The organism is Psychrobacter sp. G (genome assembly GCF_000418305.1).
GTDB classification, from domain to species: Bacteria; Pseudomonadota; Gammaproteobacteria; order Pseudomonadales; family Moraxellaceae; genus Psychrobacter; species Psychrobacter cryohalolentis.
This window is the reverse complement of sequence record NC_021661.1, coordinates 2,065,118-2,078,627: the sequence shown is the minus strand read 5'-3', so window position 1 is coordinate 2,078,627 and position 13,510 is coordinate 2,065,118. Positions and strand designations below refer to the sequence as shown.

The 13,510-nt window shown below is 42.8% G+C and carries 10 protein-coding genes and 1 tRNA gene; 6 read left to right on the top strand and 5 right to left on the bottom strand.

What is annotated here, in order from left to right; genetic code table 11:
• Positions 1-70: 70 nt before the first annotated feature.
• Positions 71-958: a methyltransferase domain-containing protein gene (locus PSYCG_RS08540; RefSeq protein ID WP_020443819.1), complete on the bottom strand. Its 888-nt coding sequence runs from the start codon at positions 956-958 to the stop codon at positions 71-73.
• A gap of 510 nt (positions 959-1,468) precedes the next feature.
• Between PSYCG_RS08540 and gyrA the strand changes: the two genes are divergently transcribed.
• The 5 genes from gyrA (at position 1,469) to PSYCG_RS08515 (ending at position 7,835) form a co-directional block, all read left to right on the top strand.
• Positions 1,469-4,258: a DNA gyrase subunit A gene (gyrA, locus tag PSYCG_RS08535; RefSeq protein WP_020443818.1), complete on the top strand. Its 2,790-nt coding sequence runs from the start codon at positions 1,469-1,471 to the stop codon at positions 4,256-4,258.
• A gap of 110 nt (positions 4,259-4,368) precedes the next feature.
• Complete coding sequence (rarD, locus tag PSYCG_RS08530; RefSeq protein ID WP_020443817.1) at positions 4,369-5,439, top strand: EamA family transporter RarD; 1,071 nt, start codon at positions 4,369-4,371, stop codon at positions 5,437-5,439.
• Positions 5,440-5,663: 224 nt separating this feature from the next.
• Entirely contained in the window at positions 5,664-6,332 is a 669-nt protein-coding gene (locus PSYCG_RS08525) for a glutathione S-transferase (RefSeq protein ID WP_020443816.1), read from the top strand.
• 88 nt (positions 6,333-6,420) lie between these two features.
• On the top strand, positions 6,421-6,681 hold the full coding sequence (locus PSYCG_RS08520; RefSeq protein ID WP_020443815.1) for a hypothetical protein: 261 nt from the start codon (positions 6,421-6,423) through the stop codon (positions 6,679-6,681).
• Positions 6,682-6,713: 32 nt separating this feature from the next.
• Positions 6,714-7,835, top strand: coding sequence for a ribonuclease Z (locus tag PSYCG_RS08515; RefSeq protein ID WP_020443814.1), 1,122 nt, complete (start codon positions 6,714-6,716; stop codon positions 7,833-7,835).
• 9 nt (positions 7,836-7,844) lie between these two features.
• On the opposite strand, the gene PSYCG_RS08510 is transcribed toward PSYCG_RS08515, so the two are convergent.
• Positions 7,845-8,819: an ATP-binding protein gene (locus PSYCG_RS08510; RefSeq protein WP_084674196.1), complete on the bottom strand. Its 975-nt coding sequence runs from the start codon at positions 8,817-8,819 to the stop codon at positions 7,845-7,847.
• A gap of 69 nt (positions 8,820-8,888) precedes the next feature.
• Here PSYCG_RS08510 and PSYCG_RS08505 point away from each other — a divergent pair, with 69 nt between their 5' ends.
• Positions 8,889-9,911 (top strand): serine/threonine-protein kinase, encoded by a 1,023-nt coding sequence (locus PSYCG_RS08505; RefSeq protein WP_020443812.1) that lies wholly within the window; start codon positions 8,889-8,891, stop codon positions 9,909-9,911.
• Between the two features lie 104 nt (positions 9,912-10,015).
• On the opposite strand, the gene PSYCG_RS08500 is transcribed toward PSYCG_RS08505, so the two are convergent.
• The 3 genes from PSYCG_RS08500 to PSYCG_RS08490 all read right to left on the bottom strand — a co-directional run bounded on the left by PSYCG_RS08500 (position 10,016) and on the right by PSYCG_RS08490 (position 13,475).
• A tRNA-Leu gene (locus PSYCG_RS08500) sits at positions 10,016-10,100 on the bottom strand.
• A gap of 230 nt (positions 10,101-10,330) precedes the next feature.
• Entirely contained in the window at positions 10,331-12,043 is a 1,713-nt protein-coding gene (locus PSYCG_RS08495; RefSeq protein WP_020443811.1) for a sigma 54-interacting transcriptional regulator, read from the bottom strand.
• Positions 12,044-12,086: 43 nt separating this feature from the next.
• On the bottom strand, positions 12,087-13,475 hold the full coding sequence (locus PSYCG_RS08490) for a two-component system sensor histidine kinase NtrB (protein WP_020443810.1): 1,389 nt from the start codon (positions 13,473-13,475) through the stop codon (positions 12,087-12,089).
• Between the last annotated feature and the right edge of the window lie 35 nt (positions 13,476-13,510).

Sequence of the window (13,510 nt, the reverse complement as noted above, 5' to 3'; positions counted from 1 at the left end):
CGTTTATTAAGTTGTCTTTACCGAAAGCACGCACGATATTAAAGTTGTAAAGCTTTTAAGAGGCATGTGTTTAAGAGACACGTGTCGCTAGAAGATGTAAGTAGCGTCCAAGCCACTTATAGGGATCCAGTTGAGAGTAGCGTAACTCCATACGTATGACCGCTTCAGGATCGTTATGCCCACCACGTTTTAGCGGCGAATAATCATGGAATACGCGCAGACCGCTGGCGATCAGAGTCTGATAATCATGCGCCTGTAGCCAAGCTTCAACCTCTTCCTTTGCAACCGGATGATTGGGCGTCAGGCTTTTTTTATTGTCGGCTTTATATTCAGTGTTATCTAATAAGTTGAAATTGCCCATTATCAAGTTACGATAATCAAAACTCGCTGGATTATAAAAGCACAGCGATAATGCTCCATTATCGGATAATTGCTGATCAAAAAAGTCCATTACCGCGGCAGGCTCTGCCAACCATTCAAGTAGCGCGTGACACATGATTAAATCAAATTTCTCCGTCTCATCAGCCAGCTTTTCTTCAAGCTCTTGATACGGGCATACATACCACGTAATATTCAATTTTTCATCGTTTGCACTACTTTGTGCAGCGCTCTCTTGCGCCTTCTCTAACATATTGGCCGAGATATCATTGATGACCAGTGTATGTCCTTGAGTCGCAAGCTCAATCGCAATTTGCGCAAGCCCTGCACCCACATCCAAAATACGTAAAGGTCGCCCAAGAGTGCTGCTCATCTGCGCGCAGTATTCAAAAAGATCACGGCGCAATACTGCTAATCGAATGTCTCCCTTTAAGCCACCATAGACCTTTTTCTCAAAATGATCGGCAATCGCATCAAAGCTGCGGTCAGTACGCACATCTTCTTTTAACGCTTGTACTGTCACATTTTCTGTAGAGTCTACCGCATCGCTATTATTAATATATTGAGGATTGGTTGGCATAAAGAGTTGTCTATATCGGAGGATGTATGGTGGCGTATCGTACAATAAAGCAGGGCGCTAATCTAGCGTTGACGTCTTTTTAGGATTGTTTTTAAATTGCATTAACACCCATACTCTGATGACGCGCTATTTGAAAAAAGTGGGCGTTAAATGGTATTGCTAAAAAACGGTCTTTATATATATATCAATGGCAAAATTAGCCAGTGATATCAATGCTGTTGGGAAAGGTTTTTGAATCATGGTAATTGATGCAAAAAGTAGCAATTACTGAACTGTTTTGCTTGATTTTAATAGCACCTAGAACCCCCTAAATCAACAAATTTGTGCTAAAATAGCTTCTTTTATTCAACATTAAAACTATCGCTAATTCTCTATAGATTTGAATGATTGCTAAGCCTTTTTTGATGGTCACTGTATTTATTATATAACGGCGCTTTGGTGCCGTTATTGTTGCCCATTATGGCTTAGATATGCCAATGCTAGAGAGTAGATGTGAGTGAGGGAGTGTATATGAGCGAATCGGTCAGTCCTATTGCCATTGTGGACGAATTAAAGCAGTCCTATTTGGATTATGCGATGAGCGTGATCGTCTCGCGCGCGCTGCCTGATGTGCGTGATGGGTTCAAACCAGTACACCGCCGTGTGATGTATGCGATGCATGTATTGTCTAATGACTATAACAAAGCCTACAAGAAATCTGCACGTGTGGTCGGCGATGTCATTGGTAAGTATCACCCACATGGCGATAGTGCTGTCTATGATGCCATCGTACGTATGGCACAGGATTTTAGCTTGCGTTACCCGATGGTTGATGGTCAAGGTAACTTTGGCTCAATTGATGATGATCCTCCGGCAGCGATGCGTTATACCGAAGTGCGTATGACCAAGTTGACCCATCAAATGCTTGCTGACTTGGATAAAGATACCGTCGATTGGGAAGACAACTACGATGGCTCTGAGCGTATGCCAAGCGTGTTGCCTGCGCGTATCCCTAACTTATTGATTAACGGTGCTACCGGTATTGCGGTTGGTATGGCGACCAATATGGCGCCGCACAATCTGACGGAAGTGATTAACGCTTGCTTAGCTTATGCTGAAAATTCGCAAATATCTGCTGAAGAGCTGATGTCGCATATCTCCGGTCCTGATTTCCCAACGGGCGGTATTATCTATGGTCGCGCCGGTATCTTAGATGCTTATCGTACTGGTAAAGGTCGCTTGCATGTGCGTGGTCGATATATTATTGAGCCGATGAGTGAAACGGGTGTCAACCGTGACCGTGAGCGTATTGTTTTCACCGAAGTGCCTTATCAAACCAATAAAGCCAAGCTGATTGAGCGTATTGCAGAACTTGTGCGTGACAAAAAAATCGAAGGTATTACCGAGATTCGTGATGAGTCTGATAAAGACGGCATGCGTATCGCTATTGATTTACGTCGTGGCGAAACAGCGGAAGTGATCGTTAACAACTTGTTCCTGCAAACGCCGCTAGAATCGAGCTTTAGTATCAATATGGTGGCGCTTGACAATGGTCAACCGAAGCTATTGACCTTACGCCAGCTGATTGCAGCATTTGTACGCCATCGCCAAGAAGTGGTGACGCGCCGTACCATTTTTGAGCTCAATAAAGCCCGTGTCCGTGGTCATTTGCTTGAAGGTTTGACCGTTGCACTAGCGAACATTGATGAGATTATTGCGACAATTAAAGCCTCTGCAAACCGCGGCTTAGCTCGTGAAAACTTACTCAGTAATACTTGGGGTTCAGGTAGTGTTGTAGCGATGCTAACCGCTGCAGGCAGCCAGTCGGTACGTCCTGACTTTATCGAAGGCGAAGATCCAAAAGCGCCGTTTGGTCTGATTAATAATCAAGAAAGCTATCGCTTATCGCTTGAGCAGGTCAATGCTATTCTGGACATGCAGCTGCATCGTTTAACTGGTCTTGAGCAAGACAAGCTGACTGAAGAATACCAAGACTTGTTGCGTGAAATCGCTCATCTAGAATCTATCCTTGGTGATTTTGATAAGCTAATGACCATTATCTCAAATGAGATGATTGAAATCCGTGATAATTTTGGTGATGAGCGTCGCACTGATATTATTGATTCGCGTATGGACTTTAACCGTGAAGATTTGATCCCAGAGCAGACAGTAGTGATGACGGTATCGCGTACTGGCTATGCTAAGACTCAGCCAATTGATGATTACGTGGCGCAAAAACGTGGCGGTAAAGGCAAATCAGCGACGGCGATGAAAGAGGACGATGTGATTGATCACTTAGTTGTGACCTCAACGCATGCAACCGTACTGTGCTTTACTGATACAGGTCGTGTCTTTAGTTTACGTGGTTTTGAAGTGCCAATCGCCAGCCGCGGTGCCCGTGGACGTCCATTAGTGAATTTGATTGGCTTAAATGCTGATGAAACGGTCACAACGATATTGCCTATTCCAAAAATAGTAGAAGAGTTATCGGTCAAAGGCGAAACATCAGCAGATGCTCTAGTAGATAGTGATGATGACTTATTAGACGACAGCACGCAAGCAGAGCCGCCTTTTGTATTCTTTGCAACGGCGAATGGTACGGTGAAGCGCGTAGAGCTGAAACAGTTTGCCAATATCCGCTCGAACGGTTTGATTGCGGTTGGCTTAGAAGAAGGCGATAAATTGGTGAGCGCTCGTATCACCAATGGTGGCCAAGAAGTCATGCTATTTGCGTCAAGTGGTAAAGCGATTCGCTTTAATGAAACTGATGCTCGTGCGATGGGTCGTACGGCAAAAGGCGTCCGTGGTATGCGTCTGACTGCTGATGAGTTTATCAAATCATTGGTTGTTATCGAAGATGATGTCCGCGAGATTCTGATTGCTTGTGAAAATGGCTTTGGTAAACGTACCTTTATCGAGGAGTTCAACACCCAAAATCGTGGCGGTGGCGGTGTTATCGCTATTAAAACTAGCACGCGTAATGGTGCGCTGGTTCGTGCTACCAAGGTGGACTCTACAGACGATATTATTTTAATCTCAGACAAAGGTACTTTAGTACGTACCCCAGTTGAGCATGTAGCAAGCTCTGGTCGTAATACCCAAGGCGTCACGCTGATTCGTTTATCAAAAGATGAAAAGCTGGTTGCTATGGCGCGTGTTGAGCACGAAGAGGGTAACAATGAGCTGATTGATGCAATGAGAGAAGATGGAACGTTTGAAGTAAAAGGTCAAGAACAGATGGATGTTGATGCGGCGAATAGTGATGCTACAGAGACAGACTTTGATGATACTAGTCATACAGAAACTGACACTGACGAATAACGCTTTTATTAGTTAGCTTTTTGGTCTATTCTTTTATTACCTTTTATAAAAAAGCCTCTGACGTTATCGTTGGAGGCTTTGTTTTTTTTCTGTTTTTTAAGGCTGTTGTTATGCTTACGACCAATCAGACCGTTCAGGGAACTTTGGCTTCAGTATCATCAAGTTTTTTGTTTTCTTTGATGTTTCTATTCGGGCTATTTATGCTGCCATTAACGGGTACGCAGGTGGCTTCGTGGCGTGTATTGATGATGCTCCTGAGCCTAATGCTATTGGTCAGCCTTACAAAACAGTGGCAGCATGTATTTGATTATCTCAAAACATTAAAGACGCCAAAAGAGTGGATTATTTTTGTATTGCCAACCCCGATTTTAGGTGGGCAGATTTGGCTGTTTATGTGGGGACCGGTCAATGGCTTTGGTCTTGATGTGACCTTGGGCTATTTTTTATTGCCGTTGGTCATGATTGTGATTGGGCGTTTTTTCTATCATGAGCATATGAGTGTTTTGCAATGGTTAGCAGCGATATGTGCTGCGCTCGGTATCGGCTATGATATATTGCAATATGGCAGTATATCTTGGGTAACCGCATTTGCATGCTTGGGTTATCCGCCTTATTATTTGCTACGTCGTAAGCTTGCTGTGCCGCCTATTACAGGTCTGTTATCAGATTTGACGTTACTGACGCCAGTGGTGCTGATTATGCTTTATAGCAGCGGCGGCTTTAGTGTGGCGGCGCAAAATACCAAATTTTGGTACATATTGCCGCTGCTAGGCGCTTTTAGTGCGCTTGCCATGTCATTGACTATGGTTGCTAGTAGTAAGCTGCCAGTGTCGCTATTTGGCGCGCTCAGCTACATAGAGCCTATGCTGCTATTTGTATTATCTATTACTGTGTTAAATCAAAGTCTGGATGAAGGAGGCTCGTTATTCATGTATGGCATGATTACACTGGCATTGTTTATTATGATTGCTGATAGTATGAAAGGCTTTCTTATCCGACGCCGTGACAATCATTTGCATGGTTACCGAGAGCCGCAAGTTGGGAGTTTTCCACCGCGTCGCCGTTTTATCGACCATCGTATAGAAGGTGTATTAAAGGCGCACCGTTTTCGTAAAATCAGGAAATACCAACAGCGAATAGATAAAATCACGCGTAAAATCCAAGCGTTAGATTCAAAGTAGTTATTGATGTAATGATAAGTAGTGTGGCCCGATAAAAGTGGTTTGATAAGTCAAGCTACATAGTAAAGCTATAATAAAAACAGTAAGTGAGTTATTATCAAGCATTATTATTAACTTAAATCGGGTTGTTTGATTTATTAAACTCCTTTATTTAAACAGAATATTGAAGAATTGACTTATAAAATCTGCTATTGAATACTAAAAACTTATTATAAGGATGGTTTATGCTACACCTTCATCACTTGGCAAACTCACGCTCATTTCGTATCTTATGGCTATTAGAAGAGCTGAATGCCGACTACCAACTGACCTGCTACCAGCGTAACAAAGCATACCGTGCCCCTGACAGCTTAAAGCAAATACACCCGCTCGGTCATGCACCGATGCTAGAGGTCGATGGTCGTGTGCTGATTGAGTCAGGCTTTATCATCGAGTATCTATTAAAGCACTATGATAAAGAAAGGCAGTTTAAGCCTGCTGATGACAATGAAGCGGCGTGGGAGGCCTATACGTTTTGGCTACACTTTGCCGAAGCATCAGTAATGCCGCCGTTGGTCATGCGTTTGGTATTTACTAAAGTGGTTGAGCAGTCGCCGATGCTGATCAAACCTGTGAGTAAAAGCATCAAAAAGCAAGTCGAAAAAAGCATGATAAGCAAAAGCTTGACTGCCATACTCGATATGATGGAGCAGCATTTACAAGACAACCATTGGTTTGCCGGAGCAGAATTTAGCGCTGCTGATATTCAGATGCATCTGGCTGTGGTCGGTGCCAATGCAGGCGCAGGTTTAGATAGTAGTAAATATATCAATATCTTAACTTGGCTTAAGCGTTGTGAAGAACGTGATGCTTTTAAACGTGCAGAAGAAAAGGGCGGTCGTCTACAGTTTTAAGTGCGACACTTATTATTAATTATTGATTTAATATAAGAATAAAGGGCTTTGTTTATTTATAGACAAACCCTTTTTTTAGGTATGAAAAATGACAGATTTGAATAAGTCGAATAATACTGACCATACCAACAGTGCTAATGAACAACCACTTAATGAAGTTGATAATAATGTGAATAGTCAACAAGTTTCCATTAAAGCATGGTCGCAAAAACTGTTGGTAGTGATTCTATGCATTGCCAGCTTCTATGGTGGCTGGAAGTCGTATGAATCCAATATGGTCAATGAATGTACGGCAAATGGTGGACAGATGATTGAAGGTAAAAAAACCATGATATGTCAGTTGTCATAATGGCTCGTAATGATAACCAGCAGAGATAAGCGATGCTAAAACTCACTTTTTTGGGTACCTCAGCAGGCGTGCCAACCAAGCAACGTAATGTAACGGCGCTTGCCATCGAGTGCCTCAATCCTTATAGCTCAGGGACAAATCAACAGCAAAACAAGAAATCACGTCCGTGGTTATTGATTGATTGCGGTGAAGGTACGCAGCATCAGCTCTTACATACCAAGTTATCTTTACATCAGTTACAAGCGATTTGCATTACTCATGTGCATGGCGACCATTGCTATGGGTTGCCGGGGTTGCTAGCGAGTGCGGCAATGTCAGGACGTACTGCGCCGCTGATACTGCTTGTACCAAAAGCGATTGCCACACTGCTTGATGCTCTTATTTTGACTACCGAATTGCACTTTTCATTTGTTATTAAATTTATGGCGATAGAAGATTTGCTATCTGAGCAAGATAGTAAAAATAAAGCTCAGGTAACTATCAGCTTTGACAATCAACATCAGCTTGAGATTGATATCACGCCGTTATCGCATCGCGTTCCCTCTTATGGCTTTGGTATTAACCAGACGATAAGTCGTTGCCATCTTGATAAGGACAAGCTGATAGCAGATAATATTCCAGCCAGCGCGCTGTGGGGCAGACTACAACAGGGCGAAGATGTTATGACCGAAGACGGTCGCAAGCTTCGTTCAACAGATTATGTCGATAATGAGAGTCAGCGTACAAGGGTAGTGGTGGCTGGAGATAACGATACGCCAGAGTGTCTTAACAATGCTATAGCCGATGCGGATTTACTAATTCATGAAGCTACATATACTCATGAGGTGCTGAATAAGATTCAGGCAAAAAATCCAGATTTTGATCCAATGCATAGTAGCGCGCAGTTATTGGGTCGATTTGCCCAAGACAATAGGCTTAAAAACCTAATTCTCACTCATTTTAGCGCTCGTTATCAGAGCTTTGACAATCCAAATAGTAGCACGCCAAATATGGCGCATATTCGATTGGATACCGAAAGTGTTTACCAAGGTAATCTATGGCTGGCAGCAGATTTTGACCAATATCTGGTGAATGGAACAGCGGAAGAAGTGGGTGATAATATAGGCAGTCGCGTACAGTATTTAGGCTCTGCACGCGACCATAAAAATGAATGATATGAGTTTTTAAGACTGACTGTCTTCAGCTGCTAATTGGGTCTGTCCTATCCAATAACGACTGAACTGATACGCCACCCGACCAGAGCGTCCACCGCGTTCTGATGCCCAGCGTAATGCGGCTGATCTGATATGGGTGGGTAACTCATCAATGCTATCTGCACCTTTATTTGCTGCATCACCGTGCATGTCATCATGACTACTTCCAGCATCGACTTTTTGTTGAATAGATAAATAATGTCGCACGATATGTAAATAAGTATTTTGATCCATTGGATGAAAGGACAGCCATAAACCAAAACGGTCAGATAAAGACACCGTCTCATCAATGGTCTCATAAGGATTAACCTCATCGGTTTGACCATTATAAATATTAACATTGTCTTTCATGAGCTGCGGTAGTAGATGGCGGCGGTTACTGGTTGCATAAACCAATAATTTGTCTTGCTCTGAATCTAGGGCACCATCAAGTACACTCTTTAAGGTGCGGTAGCTTTCATCTTGACCATTAAATGCCAAGTCATCACAGTACACCACATAGCGACATTTGCAGTCAGCTGGTAAGGCTTTAATCGCTGCCCGTATTTTATCAAGCATCCGTAAGTCATCTCGGGCAATTTCAATAATGCGCAGACCTTCATTATGATAGGCTTGTAGCAATGCTCTAATCAGCGATGATTTACCAGCGCCGCGTGTCCCTGTCATCAAGACGTGATTGGCAGGATAGCCTTTGAGGAATTGACGCGTGTTTTGTACTAGCTTTGATTTTTGCGTATCGATACCATGTAAGTCATCTAAACTTAAAAACAAATTAACCGCCAGCGGCTCTAAATGTCCAGTCTGCCCACCGACCCAGCGATAAGCGAACTGCGCAGGATCAATCTCAATGGTTGGCGTGATCTGCTCTTGCAGATACTGACTGAGCAGATCTAATAAATGGTATGGCAGAGCATAATTCATAACGGGCTTAGTAGATTGGGGCATAATACTCAGTCGCTTATAAAAATTAAAATGACGTTTGGCTTAATAGATATATAAAGGCATCACTTTACCATGAAAAATAGTGCCAGTATTCCTTGTGTATTACAAGCAGATGCAAAACAAGCGTTACGAGTGCAAGCGCAGCAAATCCTGCCAGCATTAACGGCATTCTTTTTCAGCCTAAATTATAGCGAGATCTCGCATCAACGACTCAGTCAGCAACATAATGGTAGTGACCTTGATTATCAGGGCTTAACACGCGCCCAACACTCGCAGTTTGGGCGCGTAATGATTAAATGGCAGTTATATGCTAATGCTAATCAAGACCTGTCTGATTTAACCTATGAAGCTGACGTTCTAACATCTATAAACAACTTATCAAATAATCAAAACAAGCTTCAAAATAGCCTTTCCGCTATCGTACCACCACTATTGTTTTATGAAAATATTACTTCGGAAATATTAACGCAGCTGCAGCAGCTGACTATCCTGGTCATGCCTTATTATCCAAATGGCAGCTTGGCAAATCAGCTGAGCGCTCAAAAGCATTTATTATTAACACAGGCACAAAAAAATCAATTTATCCTACAATCTGCCAATCTTATTTACCATTTACATAATATCGGCTGGCTACATAATGATATTAAGCCCAGTAATATTTTGCTAGAAGGTTTTTTGCCAAATAATGCGGATAATAGCCGTATCACCTTTGATTTATTATTGACGGATTTTACTTTAACGAGCACTCTTTATCAGCCAAGTGTGGCAAATATTGCTGGCACGCCTGCCTATCTTGCTCCTGAGCGTTGGCAAAGGTATGGCTCAACGGTTCAAAGCGATATATACGCTTTTGGGATTATGTTGTATGAGATATTAGTCGGCGAGCGACCATTTGCCGTTGATGTTCGAAGTAGTGATTCAATGATTGATTGGGCGACACAACATTGCCAACAGTCTGTTCCGACCTTGCCATTAGAATATAGTCGCTATCAGGACGTTGTTGATAAGGCATTGGCGAAGCAGATAGAGAAAAGGTATCAGAGTATGGGTGAGATGCTTTTAGATTTAGAAAGTATGGAATGGCAAGGTAACTGAGCCCAACAACTAAGGTTGAAAGGATAAATCTAGTAAATCCCAGACACAAAAAAACCTGCTAAAAGCAGGCTTTAATATTTGGTCTAAGATGTACTATCCGAAAATGGTGGGGCTGGAGAGACTCGAACTCTCACACCTTGCGGCGCCAGAACCTAAATCTGGTGCGTCTACCAATTCCGCCACAGCCCCATTTTCGTTACCTTATCATCTTTGGTGTTGATATTCAAACCCCATTGAGATAAATAACTGATTCGGTAGTGCGTCTCAGTGGTTGGCTATTATATAGAGTTTGAATAGTTTGGCAAGCCCTATTTGCACTTATTTTTAATTATTTAGCAATTTTTTTTGCTGAATATCATAAACAATTGATATTACTGATTTTTTAATTCATATTCTTTATCACTTTATTCACATTAATATTACTCTTGATATGATGAGAGGTTCAGCTGCTGTAATTTACGTGTCAGCGTATTGCGTCCCCAGCCAAGTAAATTGGCAGCAGCTATCTTTTTGCCGCCGCTATGATGGAGCGCTGCGGTTAGCAAGACCCGTTCAAACTCAGGTGTTGCTGTCTGTAAAATATCGGTTGCGCCAGCTTGTAGTGACTGCTTTGCCCAAATAGCTAAAGCTTGTTGCCAGCTTTGGGTACCAAAAGTATCCTGACTTTGTAGATGATTATTTTCAATAGCATCTTGTGAGGATACATGCTGCTGTTGATTGTTTAGAGTAGAGGAGATGTTTTCGAGCAACTCTGGAGGCAAGTCATCGATCATAACGGTGTCGCCAGTCGCCATTACTGTCAGCCAGAGACAGACATTCTCAAGTTGACGGACATTACCGCGCCATTCAAAAGACTGCATCATTTGCATTGCTGCCGGATGTAACTGTTTTGGTGCCGTATTCATCTGCTCAGCCGCGCGCTGCATAAAATAAGTGGTTAATGCTGGTACGTCCTCGCGGCGAGTCCGTAAGGGCGGCAATGGCAGGCGAATGACATTCAGGCGATAAAATAGATCCTCACGGAATTTGCCTTGTTTGACCAATTCTTCCAAGTTTTGATGGGTAGCGGCAATAATGCGTACATCTACTTTGACGGGCTGCTGACCACCCACGCGAAAAAATTCACCATTTGCCAGCACTCGTAGCAGCCGCGTTTGGGTACTAAAAGGCATATCACCGATTTCATCTAAAAATAACGTGCCGCCATCTGCTTGCTCAAAGCGACCTTGGCGTGAAGTTGTGGCGCCAGTGAATGCGCCTTTTTCATGACCAAACAATTCAGACTCAATCAAATCATGGGGAATTGCTGCCATATTTAGTGCAATAAAGGTTTTATTGTGTCGCGGTGAGTGCTGATGTAAGGCGCTAGCGACCAACTCTTTACCTGTACCTGATTCACCAGTGATTAAAACGGTAATCGGTGAGTGCGCAAGTCTACCAATGGCACGAAATACCGTTTGCATGGCTTGTGATTGACCAATGATGCCGCTTGGATTGTTATTGGTTTGGGGTTTGGGTTTTTCATGAGTTTTACTTTCAGCAGCTTTAGGGGTTTTTCTAGCTGATTTGGCTGCATTTGGTTTGTTCACAGGCTGTTCTTTGGTATCGGTACTTACATTCGTATTAGACTCGATTGAATGGTTTGATATGACTAGATTCGGCTGATAGTTAATAGCTTTATAAATCGTTGCGACCGCATCATCTAAATCAAACGGCTTGGGCAGATATTCAAATGCACCAGTCTGATAGCTGCTAATGGCAGAAGTAAGGTCTGAATGCGCTGTCATAATGACAATCGGAAGCTTAGGAAAGTGCTTGTGTACCCAGTCGCTAAACGACAGACCATCCATCATCGGCATACGAATATCGGTCAATATCACATCAGGTAACAAGGCGGTTGACTCTGACGATTTTAGAATATCATTGAGGCGTGTCCACGCTGCTTGTGCTTGGGTAAAGCTGATAACTGTCAATCCAGCGTCTTCAAAAGTATCTGCAAGCACCATACGCAGCGCCGCATCATCATCAATGAGCCATAAAGTAGCAAGCTCATTATCGGGATTGTTATTGACCGTGACCATTGGCGTTCGCTCATTGCTTGTAAGAGATTGGGTGTCATTATACTGGGTCATGTATTTAGCCTAATAAGCAGTGAGAAGAATTGAGGTGAAGGCATTAATTTTCAGCAATTGGCTGATGAAAAGGCAAATAAAGGGTAAAACGGGTTTGACTATACTTGCTGTTTTTATTATCGACATTAGTATTTGTACTGGTGCCCTGCGATTGAGTAGAGCTGACATCAATCATACCATGATGACGGCTGATAATATCTTGCACAATGGATAAACCAAGCCCAGTTCCTAGCGCGCGACTGGTCACCATAGGGAAGAATATCTGCCCAATGATATCAGGATGAATGCCAGAACCATTATCGGTGATAGCAACTTGCAGTACTTGTTTATGTTGCTGCCCGGCAATCGTATGTTGAAAGGCAACACGTGTTTGAATATGGAGTTTGGGTTGATAGCCATCGTCAAAATCAAGATTATTAAGTGGACTATCTGATGTTAATTGATTGGATACGGCTGGCACGCTTTGCTGCAGCGTTTGTGCAAATTCCGTCATGGATTCGCAAGCATTATTAATTAAGTTTAAGAAGACTTGAATCAGCTGGTCTTTATCAGCACAGAGTTCAGGTAACGATAAGTCATAGTCACGCTGTAATAAAACTTGCGGATATTGATGGATGATCAATGCCAAAACATGCTCTATTGGCTCATGAACATTGAGCATTTGCCAATGTGGTAATTGATTAGAACCAAGAAACTGCCCAATCAGCTGAGTTAGGCGATCTGTCTCTGAGATAATGATGTCGGTATAGCTGCGTAATTTGTCAGCGGTTTTCTGTAGCTTGTTATCAGGGTTTAAAGTCGGGCTCGATATAAGGCTAGGGTAGTCAGTATCAGTAGTGTGAGTATTAAAAGAGCGCTCACTAAATTTGATAAATTGACGTTGCAATAATTGCGCGGCACCGCGGATACCAGCCAACGGATTTTTGATTTCATGAGCAACCGAGCGCAGCATATGACGCGCAACATTGTACTGCTGCTGTTGGCGCTGTTCTTCTGAGATACGACTTTGGCGGTCTTTGCCCCATATCTCTATAATAAAGTAATTTTGCTGCTGATAGATAACAGGGGTGACGCTATAGTCAATCGAGAGTGATAAGTTGCCATTTAATGGGCTGTTTATCAGATGGTCATGGTCAATAAAAGGTTGTTGATACTGCTTCGCTTGAAAAAAGCGTTCAGTCAAAGAGCAGGTTTTGTCTTTTGGACTGTCAATAAGTGTGCTGCTTTTGGTTTTCAACTCTTCGGGCGCAAGCAGCATCAATACCGACTGATTAAGCAATCGTCCACTACTGATCGCCAGTAGCTGCTCAGCTTGGGCATTTAGCCAAGTAATAGACAATTCATCATTGACCCACAAGATAGCCGTGAACAAATGCTGCGATATAAAGGTTAAGTCAGGCGTTGGTTTTGCGCTTATAAAATCAGCGGTCATGATTAATACCTAGATAAATAGAGGCTCGATATAAT